This is a genomic window from Stenotrophomonas sp. YJH_SMC_40, from assembly GCF_059368615.1.
Genome location: NZ_JCAFRX010000016.1, coordinates 28925 through 45881, shown reverse-complemented (window position 1 = coordinate 45881; position 16957 = coordinate 28925). Strand labels below are relative to the sequence as shown.

The window sequence follows — 16957 nt, the reverse complement described above, 5'->3', positions numbered from 1 at the left end:
CTTCGCAAGCAAAGCGCCCTCACCCATGTAAGCTCGGTCGCCGCTTGCTCGTGTGCGCTGTCCTGCGCACACGGCAAGACCGGGGTTGGGCGTCCTGCCCAACCCGCCCGAGGCATGCCTCGGGCCCATGCGGCTCACGCCTCCGCAACCGGACCCACCCCGCCTTCGACAGTTTTTCCGCGAGCTGTCGGGACGGCACGGGGTCGGATCCGTTTTCCACAGGAAAACGGATCCGACCCCAGATTGATTTCGATATCTGACAGAGATTCATCCACGCACGGCGTGGATCTACCCGATCGCGGAAAACTGTCAGAGGTGGGGCGGTGTCGGAGGGCGGGGTGTCAGCCGCATGGATGCGGCTGCCAAGCCCCCATGGACGGGTTTACGGCGTCCCCGCACTCCGATACCGCCCCGCCACCCACGGAATGCCAGCTTTTGCTTTTGCTGTTGCCTTGGCCTGAAGCCTCTGCGGGTGCAGGGCGCAGCCCTGCCGAAAAACCCTCAATGCAGCAGGGCCGCTACCGCGTCGCGGAACCCCGCCTGGGCCTGCCCGGACTCGGGCGCATGATGCAGCTGCCGCACCGCCCGTCCCAGCCGTGCCGCGCCGACAAACCCACAGCTCGCCTGCAACCGGTGCAGCTGGCTGCGCAGCTGGCGCTCGTCGTGCTGGTCCACCGCCTGCTCGACCGCGTCGCGTACGCCCGGCAACTCGGCCAGGAACAGCTCGCGCAGCGCTATCAAGTGGTTGCGCTGGCCATTGAGCGCGGCCAGTGCCGCGGTCTCGTCCCAGTCCTGCACCTGCAGCTCGACCGCTGCCGGAGCCGGGGCAACGGAGATCCCCGCCGGGCTGTTCACCAGTGCCCGGCGCACGGCCTTCAGCAACTGGTCGCGGCCCAGCGGCTTGACCAGCGTGTCGCTGAAGCCAGCTTCGCGCAGGCGGGCATGGATGGAGGTGTCGCCATCGGCGGTATGCGCCAATGCCGGGGTATCGGGGTGTGAACGGCGCAGTTCACGCAGCAGCTGCGCGCCATTGCCGTCCGGCAGGTTGACGTCGATCAGCCACAGGTCATGCGCGCCGGGCTCGGCGCTGGCCAGCGCGCTGGCCAATGAATCTGCGGTGTCCACGTCCGCCGGTAACGTTTCCAACGCCGCTTTGAAAAAACCGCGGCTGATGATGTCGTCCTCGACAAGCAGGAAGCGGGGCCGGCTGGCCCGCGGGGTCATCTGCATCAGGGCTGCCTCCATGTCAGCTGCTGCAATCATCAAGCACGGCGGCGGCGGGCGCAAGCGGGTCCGGACCCTGCCAGTCAGGATCTGCGACAATGTGCCCCCATTTTTGCCCGCAGCCTGTTGCCACGTGGCCCGATCCCGCTCCCGCATCGACCGTACCCCGTTCCAGACCGAGATCCTCGACCTCAGCCATGATGGTCGCGGCGTCGCCCGCCGTGAAGGCGAGGGCGGCAAGGTCACCTTCGTCAGCGGCGCCCTGCCGGGCGAGGTGGTCATGGCCGAACAGACCGCCCGCAGCCGCCATTTCGACGAGGCGCGCACGGTGGAAGTGCTGCAGGCCTCGCCCCAGCGCGTGACCCCGAAGTGCCCGCATTTCGGTACCTGCGCCGGCTGCGTGCTGCAGCATCTGGACGAAGACCAGCAGATCGTCGCCAAGCAGCGCGTGCTGATGGACAACCTGGAGCGGATCGGCCATGTGAAGCCGGGCAAGGTGCTGGCGCCGCTGGTCGGCGAGAGCTGGGGTTATCGCCGCAAGGGCCGCTTCTCGGTGCGCCGGGTCGAGAAGAAGGACAAGACCCTGGTCGGTTTCCGTGAACAGGACCCGCGTTTCGTCGCCGATCTCAGCCAGTGCCTGACCGTGATCCCGGAGATCGGTACCAAGGTCGAGGCCTTGTCGACCTTCATCGAATCGCTCGATGGCAAGCGCGACATCCCGCAGATCGAGTTCATCGCCGGCGATCAGGCGGTGGTGCTGACCGTACGTCACCTGCAGCCGCTCAGCGATGCCGACCGCGCCGCCTGGGCCGCCTTTGGCCAGCAGCATGGTTTCGTGATCTACCTGCAATCCGGCGGCGTGGACACCGTGCAGCCGCTGGACGGGCAGGGGGTACCGCTGTCGTTCCGGTTGGCGCCTTGGGACGTGGAACTGGCGTTCCGCCCGCTGGACTTCATCCAGGTCAACGCCAAGCTCAACGAAAAGATGATCGCCCACGCTCTGGACCTGCTTGAGCCGGGCGAGGACGAACGCGTGCTTGACCTGTTCTGCGGCCTGGGCAACTTCACCCTGCCGCTGGCCCGCCGCGTGCGCGAAGTGGTGGGTGTGGAAGGCGATGCCGGCCTGGTCGCGCGTGCCCGTGAGAATGCCGTGCGCAACGGCCTGGCCAACGCCCAGTTCTTCAGCGCCGACCTGACCCAGGACCAGCGCAGCACGCCGTGGATGCGCCAGGGCTTCGACAAGCTGCTGCTGGACCCGCCGCGCTCGGGCGCCATCGAAGTGCTGCAGCAGCTGCCGCTGAAGCAGTTCAAGCGCATCGTCTATGTCAGCTGTCACCCGGGTTCGCTGGCACGCGATGCCGGTTATCTGGTCAATGAACAGGGCTTCACCCTGGTCAGCGCCGGTGCCATGGACATGTTCCCGCACACCGCGCACGTGGAAAGCATCGCGGTGTTCGAGAAGCGCTGAGCGGCTGTCATCACCCATGGCGCATAATCGCGCCATGGGCATTGAAATCGAACGCAAATTCCTGGTCATCAACGATGGCTGGCGATCCGCTGCGCACCGGGTGATCCCGATGGCGCAGGGCTACATCAACGACATGGGCGCGCTGGATCGTGGTACCCAGAACGCCTCGGTGCGCGTGCGTATCGAGGGCGACCATGCTGCGCTGAACCTGAAGTCGCGCACCATCGGCCACACCCGGCAGGAATTCGATTACCCGATTCCGGTGGAGGACGCGCGCGCGCTGCTGGCGCTGTGCGTGGGTGGCTTGATCGACAAGCGCCGCCATCTGGTCGAGCACGCCGGCCTGACCTGGGAAGTGGACGAGTTCCTCGGCGACAACGCCGGCCTGGTGGTGGCCGAGGTGGAACTGGACAGCGCCGACCAGGCCATCCAGCTGCCGGACTGGGCCGGCGCGGAAGTCACCGACGACGCCCGCTACTACAACGTCGCGCTCGCCAGTCATCCCTATTCACAGTGGTGAGACCCTGAAAGGGGACGGAGGGGATTAAGTCGTCTTTACCCCGCCTGTGCGGAAAGCGACTTAATCCCCTCCGTCCCCTTTTTTCGGCGGGGGCGGGCCCCATGTCGGGGGGATGAGAATCGACATCTACTCCGACGTGGTCTGTCCCTGGTGCTGGATCGGCAAGCATCGTTTCCAGCAGGGCGTGCAGTTGCTGGGCGCCGATGCGCCTGAACTCGATATCCACTGGCAGCCGTTCCAGCTGGACCCGGACGCGGACGCAACCCCGGTGCCGCTGCGTGAGGCCTATGTGCGCAAGTTCGGTGGCGTCGAGCGCACCGAGCAGATCCTCGGCCAGACCCAGACCACGGCGCGTGCGGAAGGCCTGCCGATGGACTTCAGCCGGGGCCAGGTGCGGGTGACCACGCTGCCGGCGCACCGGGTGCTGTGGCTGGCCGGCCAGCACGGCGTGCAGGACGCGGTCGGGGAGGCGCTGTTCCGCGCCCACTTCGAGCTTGGCCAGAACCTGGCGGACAGCGCGGTGTTGATCAAGGCCGGTGTGGCGGGCGGCCTGGACGGCGGCGAAATCGCGCAGATGCTGGCCTCCGACCGCGGCCTGGCCGAGGTCGAAGCCAAGCTGGCGGAGGCGCATGCGCTGGGCATCTCCTCGGTGCCGACCTTCGTCATCGATGGAAAGTGGGCCATTTCCGGGGCGCAGCCCCCCGAGGCCTTCGCCAACGCCCTGCGCCAGATTGCCGCCGAACAGGGCGCTCCGGCCACCCCGGCTGGCGACGACGAGGCCTGCGGCCCGGACGGCTGCAAGGTCTGAGCAGATCGGGGTCAGGGCCCCTGCGGGGATCCGACCCCCCGCAGGGGCTCTGACCGCACACTCCCCTTTTTCTGACCACTGCGCCTGTCGGCCGGTTCTGCGACAATGCGGCACTGCGCCATGCGGGCGCGCGTTGTGGAGATCGACCATGCTGCTGATCGGCGTTGCCGGCACCGAACTGACCGCCCAGGAACGTGACTGGCTGCAGCACGATGCCGTGGCCGGGGTGGTGCTGTTCAAGCGCAACTTCGCCTCCCGCCAGCAGGTGACCGATCTGAGCGCGGCGATCCGCGCCGCCGCGCCGCGCCCGCAGCTGATCTGCGTGGACCAGGAAGGCGGTCGCGTACAGCGTTTCCGCGAGGGTTACAGCGATCTGCCGCCACTGCAGGACATTGGTGCCCTGTATGCCACCGACCCGCAGCAGGCCTTGGCATTGGCCGAACGGCACGCCTGGCTGATGGCCAGCGAAGTACGCGCCAGCGGCCTGGACCTGAGCTTCGCGCCGGTGGTCGACCTTGGCCGTGGCAACCGTGCCATCGGCAACCGCGCCTTCAGTGAAGACCCGCAGGTGGTGGCCGCGTTCACCGCCGCCTACGTGCGTGGCATGCACTCGGTCGGCATGGCCGCCACGCTCAAGCATTTCCCCGGCCACGGCACCGTGCTGGAAGACACCCACGTCGATACTGCGATCGATCCGCGCGCGCTGGACGAGCTGCGCGCGCAGGACCTGGTGCCGTTCCAGGCCGGCATCGCTGCCGGTGCCGATGCGGTGATGATGGCGCACGTGATCTACCCGCAGATTGCGCCTGAACCGGCAGGTTACTCGCCGCGCTGGATCCAGGACATCCTGCGCGGCGAGCTCGGCTTCCGTGGCGTGGTGTTCTCCGACGACATCGGCATGGCCGCCTCGCACAGCGCCGGCGGCGTGCCGGCGCGCGTGCACGCCCATCTGGACGCCGGCTGCGACGTGGTGCTGGTCTGCCACCCGGAGCTGGTCGATGAAGCCCTGCACGCGGTGCAGGGGCGCTCCCTCAATACCGCTGCGCTGCTGGGCTTGATCGGCCGCGGCGCGCTTGGCTGGGATGGCCTGCTGGCCGATGCCCGCCATGGCGACACCCAAACCCGTCTGCTTGAAACCCTTGGAAGAACCGTCTGATGCCCAACCTCACCATTTCCCAGGCCCTGGCCCAGGCTGACCTGCTGGTCGACCGCCCCACCATCGACAAGGCCATCGCTGGTATCGCCGACGCCATCGCGCGCGACTACAAGGGCGAGGTGCCGCTGTTCCTGTCGATCATGCACGGCGCGCTGCCGTTCGCCGGCCAGCTGGCGCTGGAACTGGGCGCGCGCGGCCAGGACGTGCAGTTCGATTACCTGCACGCCACCCGTTACCGCGGTGAAACCACCGGCGGCGACCTGGTCTGGAAGCACAAGCCGGCCACCTCGCTGTTCGGCCGCCGCGTGCTGCTGGTCGACGACATCCTTGACGAGGGCTACACCCTGCAGGGCGTTCGCACCTGGTGCCTGGAACAGGGCGCAACCGACGTGCGCATCGCCGCGATGACGGTGAAGAAGCACGACCGCGCGCTGCCGGACGTGACCGCCGACTACGCCGGCATCGAACTGCCGGACCGCTACGTGTTCGGCTTCGGCATGGACGTCAACGAAACCCTGCGCTGCGTGCCGGCCATCTACGCGATGAAGGAATAACGGCGCAGCCGCCCGCGGCGCGTCTTCTTCTGCCGCCGGCATCCTCGGGTGCCGGCGTTCGTCTTTTCATGGAGTGCTTCGAATGCAACAGATCGCCCTGGCCGTGATCGGCGGTACCGGTGTCTACAACCTGGCCAAGCTTGACGACGTGCAGACCCACGAGGTCGACACCCGCTTCGGCCGCCCGTCCGGTCCGGTGCGCGTCGGCACGCTGCTCGGCCATCGCGTGGCGTTCCTGGCGCGCCATGGTGAAGGCCACTCGCTGCCGCCGCACAAGATCAACTACCGCGCCAACCTGGCCGCGCTGCAGCAGCTGGGCGCGCAGCGCGTGTTGGCGTTGAACACGGTCGGTGGCATCACCGAGAACTTCGGCCCGCGCGTGCTGGCCTGCCCGGACCAGATCATCGACTACACCTGGGGCCGCATCAGCACCATCTGTGAAGAAGAGGGCACCGATGTGGTCCACGTCGATTTCGGCCACCCGTACACGCCGATGCTGCGCAGCAAGATCCTGGCGGCGGCCAAAGTGACCGGCGTCACGGTCCATGACGGTGGCTGCTACGGCGCAACGCAGGGCCCGCGCCTGGAAACCATCGCTGAAATCGCCCGCATGCGCCGCGACGGCTGCGACCTGGTGGGCATGACCGGCATGCCGGAAGCCGCGCTGGCACGCGAACTGGGGCTGGATTACGCCTGCCTGGCGATCATCGCCAACTGGGCTGCCGGCTGTGGTGATGGCGAGGAGATTACGATGGCCGAAGTGCTGGCCAACGTACAGGCGGCCAGCAACGGACTTCCGGAACTGGTGGGCGAATTGGCGCGGGGGTGATTGTCTTCCCCGAGCAAGCTTTGCATACTCAGCTTGTGCGCGGGTTCAGCGTACACCACCCATTCATTGCATAAGGTCTCGCATCACCATGCCGAACGGTACCGTCAAGTGGTTCAACGACGCCAAGGGATTTGGCTTCATCTCGCCGGAGGATGGCAGCGCCGACGTGTTCGCGCACTTCTCCGCCATCAACTCCAAGGGCTTCCGCAGCCTGCAGGAAGGCCAGCGTGTCACCTATGACGTGACCCAGGGCCCGAAGGGTGCCCAGGCTTCGAACATCACGCCGGCCGAGTGATCCACTCGACAGTGCGTTGAAAACCCCGCTTCGGCGGGGTTTTTTTTGCGCGGCGTGCCCGCGGCCGGTTCGCGGTCCACCCGCCTCGGGCACAATGTGGCCATGACGGAACGACTGCGTATCGCCGTGATCGGCTACGGCACCGCTGGACAGGCAGTGTCCATCCTCCTCACCCGTGACGGCCACGAGGTAGAGATATTCGAGCGCGTGCCGACGCCGGGACCGGTGGGTGCCGGTTTCCTGCTGCAGCCCAGCGGCCTGCAGGTGCTGTGGCAGATGGGCCTGCTGGATGCGGTGCGCGCGCATGCCGCGCCGGTGCACCGCCTGTATGGCGACACGCCATGCGAGCGCGCGGTGATGGACATGCGCTACGACGGTCTGGATGCGCGCCTGCATGGCCTGGGCATGCAGCGTGGGGCGTTGTTCTCGCTGTTGGACCAGGCGCGCGGGGGGGCAGGCAATCTGCATGCGGGCGTCACCATCGCCGCCGTGGATGCCGAGCAGGGCCGCCTGCGCGACAGCGAAGGGCGCCTGCATGGCCCGTTCGACCTGGTGGTGGCCGCCGATGGCGCGGCCTCTACGCTGCGCAGCACCATTGCCGGCGGTGCCGGGCTGGACCGCGTGTATCCGTGGGGAGCGCTGTGGTGCCTGTTGCCGGCCGAAGACTGGCCGCATGTGCAGGAGCTGCGGCAGCGCTACGTGGCCGCGCGCAAGATGATCGGCCTGTTGCCGGTCGGCACGCGCCCCGGCGATGACACGCCGCGCCTGAGCTTCTTCTGGAGCCTGCCACGCACCGACTTCGAGCGCTGGCAGGCCGATGGCATGACGCCCTGGCTGGACGAGCTGCATGCGCTGTGGCCGCAGGCCAGTGCGCGCTTCGCCCACCTGCGCGATGCCGGCCAGCTGGCGCGCGCGGTCTATCGCGATGCAGTGATGACGCGCTGGCACCAGGGCCGCATGGTGCTGGCAGGTGATGCGGCGCACGCGATGAGCCCGCAGCTGGGGCAGGGGGTGAACATGGCGCTGCTCGATGCGCTGGCGCTGCGCGATGCGGTGCGCACGCATGGCGGTGGTGCCGCTGCATTGCAGGCCTACCAGGCGCAACGCAGGGCCCACGTGGCGGTCTACCAGCGCTGGAGTCGCTGGCTGACGCCGCTGTTCCAGTCAGATCGCGATGCCTGGGCGAAGACGCGCGACGTGCTGCTGGGCCCGATGGGGCGCCTGCCCGGAGGCCGTGGCCACATGCTGCGCGTGCTCAGCGGCACGCAGCAGGGGTGGTTCGGTTCGCTCACGCTGGATCCGGCCTTCATCGACGCATTGGCGACGACGATGGAGATACCTCGCAGCAACGCGATCACGGCCGGCGCGTGAAGCGTGCCGTCACGTGAATTAACGGTTGCCTCACCGCGGATGTGCGAGAAGTAGCTTGCACGCGACTGCGCGTCGCCCGTTTTCCTTTCCGTGATCAACATCGCGCGTGGCCCGGGCAGCGCTGCTGTTGCGGCCTGTTGCGGCCCGGACGTGCCGCTTGATGTTGAAGAGGAGGACGCCATGTTGTTCGCGGTCGAAGAGCTGGAATCGGAAATCTGCAAGCTGCGTGGACTGCTGCAGATGCTGCACGAGGACCAGCCCGACGTACTGGAGGATGTATTCGAGTTCCATGTCGGCAGCCTGGTCAGCCATGCATCGCCGGAACACCACGCACGCATCCGGACCTGCGCGCAGGAGATGCTGGCGGCAATCCAGGCCTTGCCGCGGCGGCGTGAGAATGACACCCCTGATTTCCAGTTGATGCCGCAGCTGGGCATTGGCCCGGCCTGAGTCAGGCGACCGGCAGTTCCACCAGGCCGCTTTCCACGCAGGCGATCATCTGTTCGCCGCGGGCGGGGGAAGGCACGATGCCTGCAGTGAATGCGGAGAAGGCCGGCAGGACCGTCATCCGGTCACGCAGCCAGAACGCGGGGAAGCGCCGTCGCAGTGGCCTCAAGGCAACCTGCGGGTGCAGATGCCCGGCGATCACATGCAGCGCCGCATCGGGCATCGGCTCATGCCGAAGCAGGAACGGCCGCAGTCGTACTTCATCGTGGATCTGGACCTGCAACTGCGCATGCGGCAGCTGGCGGTCGTGATTACCGCGCAGGACATGCACGTCCAGCGAAGCATTGCGTTCACGCCATCCCAGCCATTGCTGGTACCACGCAGCGCGATGCGCCGGCCCATGCAGGATGTCGCCCAGGATCCACAGCTCGCGGCAGGCATGCAGGTCCAGAAGCCGCTGCAAGCGTTGCAGGTCTTCGCCGGTGCCGCCGCTGGGCAACGCGATGCCGGCGCGACGGAACACATCGGCCTTGCCCAGATGGAGGTCTGCGATCAGCAGTGCCTGCCGCGCGGGCCAGTACAGCGCACGCGCGCCCACCAGGACCACGGACTCACCAGCAAGCAGCAGCGGCAATTCATCGGTCATGGCGGCGCTCCAGTTGCTGGGCCGCGCGCTGCACGCGCATACGCCAGTCTTCATTGCTGAACTGACCGCGCAGGCGTTCGGCCCACAATGGAAAGCCCAGCGGCGTGAGTGATGACGGTCGCTGCAGCGACAGCTGCTGCGTGCCGATCCGCTCCAGTACCTGCTGCACCCCCGGCAGGTCGAGGCTGTCGTACAGCACTTCATGTTCCGCCAGCGCCAGCAGCAGGTGTTCCGGATCGTGCTCGCGCAGCACGTCGTACAGCAGGCCCGCGGACGCCTGCAGCTGGCGCAGCGACCGTGGCATGCCACCGGGCAGGCTGGGCACCAGCAGGCCTGCTACGCGTGCGATGCCCCGGAACTGACGTCGCGCCAGCTCGCCCAGGTTCACTGCGGCGCGCAGATCGTCCAGCAACCGCTCATTGCCGAACAACGCACGCCATTGCGCCTCATCCAGATCGATCGGCCGCGCCGGCGCCAGCACCAGGCCATGATCGTTCACCGCATAGCCAATGCTGTTGCGTTGCTGGCGGGTGCAGCGCAGCGCCAACAGCGCGGCCAGTGCCTCGTGTACGTGGCGGCCGGCAAAGGGGTAGACGAACATGAACTGGCCTTCGCGGCGCCGCACCTCTTCCACCAGCAGGTGCTCTGGGCCGGGAAGCGCCGACAGCTGTTGCTGCAGTGCCAGCAACGGTGACAACCAGCGGGATTCGGCACTGTCGTCGGCGCCGGACAGCACCCACTCCAGCTCACGGCCGAGTGGCATCGACAGTGGCAACTGGCCTCCCTGCCAGCGCGGCACCACACCATCGCCGCGCCCTCGTGCCAGCCGCACGAAAGCGGTCATGTCGCGCAGCTGCACCAGTTCCAGCAGGCGCCCGGCGAACTGGAAACGGTCGCCGCGACGCAGGCGGCTGGCGAACTGCTCCTCCACTGCACCAAGCCCGCCACCGCGCAGGAACTGCACGCGCACGCTGCCATCGCTGCTGATGGTGCCGATCGACAGGCGGTGCCGCAGCGCCTGGCGGCGATCGTGCATGCGGTAGCTGCCATCGGCATCGCGCACGACCTTGTGGAAATCGGGGTACTGCGCCAGCGCCTGCCCACCCTGCACGATGAAGTCCAGCACGGCCCGCCATTGTTCATCGCCCAGCGTGGCGAAGGCATGGGTGCGACGCACCTGCGCCAGCAGCGCATCACTGTCAAAGCCGCCAGCGAGGGCGCGGCTGACCGCATGCTGTGCCAGCACGTCCAGTGACAACGTCGGCGGTCGACGCGCTTCGACCACGCCTTCGTGCAGTGCGCGGCGCACCGCTGCATATTCGGCCAGTTCCAGTGCGTGGCTGGGTATGCAGACGATGGCCCCCCCGGCGCCGGGACGATGGCGTGCGCGCCCGGCGCGCTGGCGCAGCCGCGCCACGCCCTTGGGACTGCCCAGCTGCAGTACCTGTTCAACCTCCGGGAAATCCACGCCGAGATCGAGGCTGGAGGTCGCCACCACGCAGCGCAACGCGCCTGCGCGCAGGCCGTCTTCCACCTGCTGGCGCAGTGCTGGATCCAGCGAGCCATGATGCAGTGCCAGCGTGTCCGCGTCTTCCGGCCATACCGCAGCCAGCGCCTGGTGCCACAGCTCGGCCTGCGCGCGGGTGTTGGTGAACAGCAGGCTGCTGCGTACGGCCATCAGCGCGTCCAGCACGCGCGGCAGCTGCGCCAGGCCGAGATGCCCCGCCCAAGGGAAACGTTCACCGGGTTCCGGCAGCAGGCTGCGCACGCTGATCGCGCGCGGACGAACGCCCTGTACGATCGGTGCATCCTGTTGGCCAGGCAGCAGCACGTCGCGGGCCTGCGGCAGGTTGCCCAGCGTGGCCGACAGTCCCCAAAGCTGCAGGGAAGGGGCGGCGTCGCGCAGCACCGCCAGGTTCAGCTGCAGCAGGACGCCGCGCTTGTTGCCCAGCAGTTCATGCCATTCGTCCACCACCACGCAGCGCAGCTGGCGCATGCGTGGCAGTGTGTCGGGATAGCTCAGCAGCAGTGCCAGCGATTCCGGCGTGGTCACCAGTACGTCGACGCGGCCTTCGCGGGCCTGCCGGCGCTCGCGGTTGCTGGCGTCGCCGCTGCGCAGGCCGACCCGCCAGCCCAGGCCCAGCCCGTCGATCACTGCCTGCAGCGCACGTGCGGTATCACTGGCCAATGCCCGCAGCGGCGTCACCCACAGCACCTGCAGCGGCCGCACCGCGCTGGCCCGGCGCGGTGCCGACGGTGGATCGAGCATCGCCTGCAGCAGCGGGCCGCCGAACATGGCCAGCGTCTTGCCGCTGCCGGTGGGGGTGTGCAGCAGCCCGGAGTCGCCCGCCAGATAGTGCCGCCACATCGCGCGCTGGAACGGCAGTGAGCGCCAGCCGCGCGCAGCGAACCAGTCTTCCAGCCGGCGCAACGCCTCGCGGCGGTTCATCGCGCCAGCGCCTGCAGCGTGGCCAGCTGGTCGGCTTCGGCGGCGGGCTTGTCGTGGCGCCAGCGCAGGATGCGGGGAAAGCGCACGGCGATGCCGGATTTGTGCCGGCTGCTGCGGTTGACTGCCTCGAAGCCCAGTTCAAACACCTGTTCGGCACGCACGCTGCGCACCGGGCCAAACCGTTCACGGGTGTTGGCGCGGATCCAGCGATCGAGGGCCAGGATTTCCTTGTCATCCAGGCCCGAATAGGCCTTGGCCACCGGCACCAGCGTATCGCCGTCCCAGACGCCGAAGGTGTAATCGGTGTACAGCGTGCTGCGCCGTCCATGGCCGGACTGCGCATACAGCAGCACGGCATCGATGGTCAGGGGGTCGACCTTCCATTTCCACCAGTCGCCGCGCCGTCGCCCTGACTGGTAGGCGGACGTCCGGCGTTTCAGCATCAACCCTTCCACGCCCCGCTCACGGGCGGCCTCCCGCAACGTGGCCGCCTGCAGCCAGTCTCCAGCGGGTACGTCGGGCGACAGCTGGATGCGTGTGTCGCCCAGGGCACCGATGACCTCGGCCAACTGTGCACGCCGTTGCTGCAGTGGCAGCCCGCGCAGATCCTCGCCATCGCGTTCAAGCAGGTCGTAGGCAAGCGCGCGTACCGGGGTGTTGCGCAAGGTCGCTGCACCGGGCTTGCGACGCTGGATGCGGGTCTGCAGCGCGGTGAAGGCGCGTGGCAGGTCGTCGCTCTCGTCCCAGGCCAGCAGTTCTCCGTCCAGCACGCAGCCGTCGGGCAGCGCCATCGCGGCCTGTTCAATTTCCGGGAAGCGGCCATCCAGCCGTTCTTCGCCACGTGACCACAGCGCCACTTCACCGCGTCGGCGCAGCAGCTGCAGACGGATTCCATCCCACTTCCACTCCAGCAGCCAGTCTTCGACCGGACCCAGCCGTTCGCCCGGTTCGCCCTCCAGCGGTGAGGCCAGGAAGAACGGGTACGGCTGCTGCCGGTCCAGTGGCAGTTCATCCGGCGACAGCAGCTGCCCCAGCAACGCGGGAGAGGGCACCCACTCGCCGAGCATGCGCTGGGCGATGCGCGCGATGTCCAGGCCGGACCATTCTGCCAGCGCCTGCTGCACCAGCCGTTGCGAGACACCCACGCGCAGCGCGCCGGTGAGCAGCTTGTTGAACACCAGGCGCTCGCCGCTGCACAGCTGCCGCCAGCCGGCGACGACCGCCGCACGGCGCACCACTTCGGGCTGGTTGGCCACCGCCAGCAGATGCTGCTCGATCCAGTCCGACAACGGCCGGTCGGCGGCGGGATGCAAGGGGTCATCCAGCAGCAGTGTCAGTGTTTCGGCCAGATCGCCGACCTGAGCGTAGCTGTCTTCCACCAGCCAGGCGGGCAGTCCGGATTCCTCGGCAATCCAGCTGCGCAGCTCACCACTGGCGGCGATCCTGCGACGTGTGCCGCCGACCTTGCCGCCGCTGAGCAGGTACAGCGCCCACGCCGCATCGTGCGCCGCTGCGTGGCGGAAGTAGTCGACCAGTGCGGCGCGCTTGTCCAGCGTCGCAGTACTGCGGTCCAGGCGCTGGTAGAGCGCGGCGAAGGCCTTCATTCCTCGCTCCCGAAGTCGGTGCGAAAGGCTTCAGCCGCCACGCCGCGCTCGCGCAGGAACGGAATCAATGCATCGGTATTGCCATGGGTGGCGATGACCCGCTGCGCGCCGGTCTGTTCGATGGTCTGCAGCAGCGCGGGCCAATCAGCGTGATCGGAAATGACGAAGCCCCGGTCGACGTTGCGCCGCCGCCGGTTGCCGCGCAGCTGCATCCACCCCGAGGCGAACCCCAGTTGATGCGGCCCGAAGCGGCGCATCCACGGCGTGCCTGCGGCCGAGGGTGGGGCCAGGATCAACTGGCCGGCGGCATCGGGTTGACGCCCCTGTTCGGCGACGGTGAGCGTCTCCAGCATCGGGATGTTGGCCTGCCGGTAGACCGACACGCCATTGGCGATGGCGCCGTGCAGCCACGCGGGGCGGTCGTCCAGTGGCAACAACTCGGCCAGCACCCGCTGCGCCTTGCCGAGTGCATAGCACAGCAGGATCGCCGCTTCGCCACGTTGTTCGCATTCGCGACGCCACGCCACGATCTCTGCGGCGACCGCCGGGGTGTCCGGCCAGCGATAGATCGGCAGCGCGAACGTCGCTTCGGTAATGAACGTATCGCAGGGCACCACTTCGAAGGGCGTGCAGGTCGGGTCGGGTTGGCGCTTGTAGTCGCCGGACGCCACCCACACCCGTTCACCATCGTCGATGCGCACCTGGGACGAACCGAGCACATGACCGGCCGGATGCAGCGATACCTGCACCCGGCCCAAGCGGAACGGCACCCCCTCGGCGTGCGCCTGCACGCCAACATCGCCCAGCCGCCAGCGCAGGATCGGCAGGCTTCCTTCGCTGCAGTGGTATTCGCCCATGCCCGGGCGCGCGTGGTCGCCGTGGCCATGGGTGATGACCGCGCGCGGCACCGGGCGCCAGGGATCGATGTGGAAATCTCCCGCGGCGCAGTACAGCCCCTCCGGACGCAGCACTACCAGATCGTCATTGCCTTCCATGCGGCCACTGTGGCCTGCGCTTCGTGCAGGCGGTGAGAACCGGCCTGAACACGGGCTTGGCAGGGCATGCGGCACAATCGGACCGCATACCTCTTGCCGCCAGGATGGACCGGATGAGTGGACCCAGCTTCAGCAGCAACGCGCCGTTTGAAACCCATGTGGTGCTGAACCAGCCGCCACCGTTCGCGGGCCGCCATCTGTGGACCGACGATGTGGCGTTGGCGGAGGCGGTGCATCGCGAGGGTGCCGGTGCCTTAGCGCCACGCCTGGCCGTGTACGGGGCCTTGGCCGGCGACGAGCTGTACCGGCTCGGCTTCGATGCCAACCGTGATCGCCCGCGGCTGCGTACGCACGATGCGCAGGGCCACCGCATTGATACGGTCGAGTTCCACCCTGCGTACCACCAGCTGATGTCCGCAGCGAAGCAGCATGGCGTGGCGGGTCTGTCCTGGCACGAGCCGCAGCCCAGCGCACACGTCGCGCGTGCGGCGCTGAGCTACCTGCACCACCAGGCCGAAGCTGGCACCAGTTGCCCCTTGACCATGACCCATGCGGCGGTGGCAGTGCTGCAGTCGCACCCGCACCTGGCCGACTGGGCGCGCAAGGCCGCCGCGCCGGTCTATGACCCGCGCGACGTGCCGGTGGCGGACAAAAACGGCATCACGCTGGGCATGGGCATGACCGAGAAGCAGGGCGGCTCGGATGTACGTGCGAACAGCACGCGCGCCGAGCCGATCGATGGCGAACGTTACCGCCTGGTCGGCCACAAGTGGTTCTTTTCCGCGCCGATGTGCGATGGCTTCCTGGTGCTGGCGCAGGCACCGGGCGGGCTGACCTGCCTGCTGATGCCGCGCCGGCTGGCCGATGGCGACCGCAATGCATTCAGGCTGATGCGGCTGAAGGACAAGCTGGGTGACTGGTCCAATGCGTCCAGCGAGGTCGAGTTCTGTGGCGCGCAGGCATGGCGCGTGGGCGAAGAAGGGCGTGGCGTGGCGACCATCATCGGCATGGTGATGATGACCCGCCTGGACTGCATGCTGGGTGCGGCCGCGGAGATGCGCATGGCGCTGGCGCAGGCGCTGCATCATGCACGCCATCGGCGCACCTTCGGCAAGCTGCTGGTGGAGCACTCGCTGATGACCAACGTGCTGGCTGATCTGGCGCTGGAGTCGGAAGCAGCCACGGTGTTGGCGATGCGCATCGCACGCGCGGTGGATCGTGCCGGTGTGGATGCCAATGAAGCGGCGATGGCGCGGTTGGGGACGGCGCTGGGCAAGTACTGGCTGTGCAAGCGTGCGCCGGCCTTCGTCAATGAAGCGCAGGAATGCCTGGGCGGTGCCGGCTACGTTGAGGAGTCGATGCTGCCCCGCCTTTACCGGCAGGCACCGTTGAATTCGATCTGGGAGGGCAGCGGCAACATCCAGTGCCTGGATGTGCTGCGTGCGCTGGCGCGTGAACCGGAGGCGATGGCGGCGTTGCGCGGTGAGCTGGCGTCGGTGGCTGACCGTGATGCGCGCTATGCAGCAGCATTGCAGCGTTGGGCAGCGGCGCCGCCACCGGAGGAAGCGCAGGCGCGGCTGTTCTGCGAGCGCACTGCGCTGCTGCTGCAGGCGGCGCTGCTGCTGCGTGCGCGCAGTCCGATGGCGGAGGCGTTCGTGCGTAGCCGGCTGGAAGGGGAGCATGGGCTGGCGTTCGGGACGCTGCCGGCGGGGCTGGAGCTGACGGCGATGCTGGCGCGCGCGCTGCCGTAGGGGCGGCCAACGGCGGAGCCCCTCGTGGTGGGCGCTGATACTGATGGGTGGGCCGCGCGGGTAGGTCGCGCAGGGGGCGCCGTGAATACGTCCTTGTAGGCTGGGGCGCGCCATCCATGGCGCTTACGCCCCTGCGCCACCTACCCGCGCGTCCTTGGACACTTTCCGTGGGCGCACACCACGGAATCAACAGAAGAAGCAGGGAGCGAAAAGCAGAAAAGCCGCGGCAGTGCCGCGGCTTTTCCTGTGGAGCCGAGCCGGTGCTCGGCTGCCGGTAAGGCTTAGTGCTTGGCTTCTTCCTTGGCGGCGTTGGCCTTGGCGTCATTGGCGACATCGCGGGCCTTGTCGGCGACCTTCTGCGCGGCGTCGGCGGTGGCGTCGCTGGCGTGCGCGGCGGCGTCGGTTGCGGCGTCCTTGGCCTTGTCGGCGGCGTTGGCAGTGGCGTCTGCGGCCTTGTCCAGCGCCTGCTGGGTATCGGCGGCGGCCTGCTCGGAAGCGGCGGCGGTCTTGTCGGCGGCTTCGCGGGTGGCGGCAGCAGCCTTGTCGACGGCGTCGCGGGCGGCAGCGCCGGCGCTGTCGGCCGCCTGCTGCGCGTCCTGCTTGGCCTGTTCGGCTTCCGGGCCCTTGCAGGCGGCCAGGGCCAGCAGCAGGGAGGCGGCCAGCAGGGTGGTGGTGATCGGACGAATCTTCATGGCGGTCTCCGGCACTGCAATGGATGGGGACGCCAGCCTATTCATGCCGTTGTGAAGACCGGGTCGCGATGCAGGGGCTTGATCGCCGGCATCCACGCAAAGAAAAAGCCGCTGGCGAACCAGCGGCTTTTCCAGAACAGCGTGAAGA

16 protein-coding genes are annotated in these 16957 nt (G+C 68.1%); 10 read left to right on the top strand and 6 right to left on the bottom strand.

What is annotated here, in order from left to right:
- Positions 1-501: 501 nt before the first annotated feature.
- A complete protein-coding gene (locus tag AC5P6X_RS20940; RefSeq protein WP_005410597.1) occupies positions 502-1230 on the bottom strand; it encodes a response regulator in 729 nt (242 codons plus the stop codon).
- Positions 1231-1357: 127 nt separating this feature from the next.
- On the opposite strand from AC5P6X_RS20940, the gene rlmD reads away from it, so the two are divergent.
- From rlmD to AC5P6X_RS20895, 9 genes are all read left to right on the top strand, one after another.
- On the top strand, positions 1358-2692 hold the full coding sequence (rlmD, locus tag AC5P6X_RS20935; RefSeq protein ID WP_005414201.1) for a 23S rRNA (uracil(1939)-C(5))-methyltransferase RlmD: 1335 nt from the start codon (positions 1358-1360) through the stop codon (positions 2690-2692).
- A 34-nt stretch (positions 2693-2726) separates the two neighbouring features.
- Positions 2727-3212 (top strand): CYTH domain-containing protein, encoded by a 486-nt coding sequence (locus AC5P6X_RS20930; protein WP_005414202.1) that lies wholly within the window; start codon positions 2727-2729, stop codon positions 3210-3212.
- Positions 3213-3324: 112 nt separating this feature from the next.
- Positions 3325-4020 (top strand): DsbA family oxidoreductase, encoded by a 696-nt coding sequence (locus AC5P6X_RS20925; protein ID WP_033834348.1) that lies wholly within the window; start codon positions 3325-3327, stop codon positions 4018-4020.
- Between the two features lie 148 nt (positions 4021-4168).
- Positions 4169-5176 carry a beta-N-acetylhexosaminidase gene (gene nagZ, locus AC5P6X_RS20920; RefSeq protein ID WP_005414204.1) on the top strand — a complete coding sequence of 336 codons (1008 nt, stop codon included), beginning with the start codon at positions 4169-4171 and terminating at the stop codon, positions 5174-5176.
- On the top strand, positions 5176-5730 hold the full coding sequence (locus AC5P6X_RS20915; protein WP_005410592.1) for a hypoxanthine-guanine phosphoribosyltransferase: 555 nt from the start codon (positions 5176-5178) through the stop codon (positions 5728-5730). Before nagZ ends, AC5P6X_RS20915 begins: the two co-directional genes overlap by 1 nt.
- A gap of 82 nt (positions 5731-5812) precedes the next feature.
- Positions 5813-6559, top strand: coding sequence for an S-methyl-5'-thioinosine phosphorylase (locus tag AC5P6X_RS20910; RefSeq protein ID WP_005410591.1), 747 nt, complete (start codon positions 5813-5815; stop codon positions 6557-6559).
- An 88-nt stretch (positions 6560-6647) separates the two neighbouring features.
- Positions 6648-6854, top strand: a complete 207-nt coding sequence (locus tag AC5P6X_RS20905) for a cold-shock protein (protein ID WP_005410590.1) — start codon at positions 6648-6650, stop codon at positions 6852-6854.
- 102 nt (positions 6855-6956) lie between these two features.
- On the top strand, positions 6957-8225 hold the full coding sequence (locus tag AC5P6X_RS20900) for an FAD-dependent oxidoreductase (RefSeq protein WP_049451014.1): 1269 nt from the start codon (positions 6957-6959) through the stop codon (positions 8223-8225).
- A 180-nt stretch (positions 8226-8405) separates the two neighbouring features.
- Positions 8406-8675 (top strand): hypothetical protein, encoded by a 270-nt coding sequence (locus AC5P6X_RS20895; RefSeq protein ID WP_024958257.1) that lies wholly within the window; start codon positions 8406-8408, stop codon positions 8673-8675.
- Between the two features lies 1 nt (position 8676).
- On the opposite strand, the gene pdeM is transcribed toward AC5P6X_RS20895, so the two are convergent.
- From pdeM to AC5P6X_RS20875, 4 genes are read right to left on the bottom strand one after another with little or no spacing between them, the layout of a single operon-like run.
- Positions 8677-9318, bottom strand: a complete 642-nt coding sequence (pdeM, locus tag AC5P6X_RS20890; protein WP_049450989.1) for a ligase-associated DNA damage response endonuclease PdeM — start codon at positions 9316-9318, stop codon at positions 8677-8679.
- On the bottom strand, positions 9308-11767 hold the full coding sequence (locus AC5P6X_RS20885; RefSeq protein ID WP_262090989.1) for a ligase-associated DNA damage response DEXH box helicase: 2460 nt from the start codon (positions 11765-11767) through the stop codon (positions 9308-9310). Before AC5P6X_RS20885 ends, pdeM begins: the two co-directional genes overlap by 11 nt.
- Positions 11764-13371 carry an ATP-dependent DNA ligase gene (locus tag AC5P6X_RS20880; RefSeq protein ID WP_285311818.1) on the bottom strand — a complete coding sequence of 536 codons (1608 nt, stop codon included), beginning with the start codon at positions 13369-13371 and terminating at the stop codon, positions 11764-11766. Before AC5P6X_RS20880 ends, AC5P6X_RS20885 begins: the two co-directional genes overlap by 4 nt.
- The gene (locus tag AC5P6X_RS20875) at positions 13368-14366 is read right to left on the bottom strand and encodes a ligase-associated DNA damage response exonuclease (RefSeq protein ID WP_005414211.1); all 999 of its coding nucleotides are present in this window, start codon (positions 14364-14366) and stop codon (positions 13368-13370) included. The genes AC5P6X_RS20880 and AC5P6X_RS20875 overlap by 4 nt, the downstream gene beginning before the upstream one ends.
- 113 nt (positions 14367-14479) lie before the next feature.
- On the opposite strand from AC5P6X_RS20875, the gene AC5P6X_RS20870 reads away from it, so the two are divergent.
- Positions 14480-16117: an acyl-CoA dehydrogenase family protein gene (locus AC5P6X_RS20870; protein ID WP_169448276.1), complete on the top strand. Its 1638-nt coding sequence runs from the start codon at positions 14480-14482 to the stop codon at positions 16115-16117.
- Between the two features lie 281 nt (positions 16118-16398).
- On the opposite strand, the gene AC5P6X_RS20865 is transcribed toward AC5P6X_RS20870, so the two are convergent.
- Positions 16399-16809: a hypothetical protein gene (locus tag AC5P6X_RS20865; protein WP_005410582.1), complete on the bottom strand. Its 411-nt coding sequence runs from the start codon at positions 16807-16809 to the stop codon at positions 16399-16401.
- Between the last annotated feature and the right edge of the window lie 148 nt (positions 16810-16957).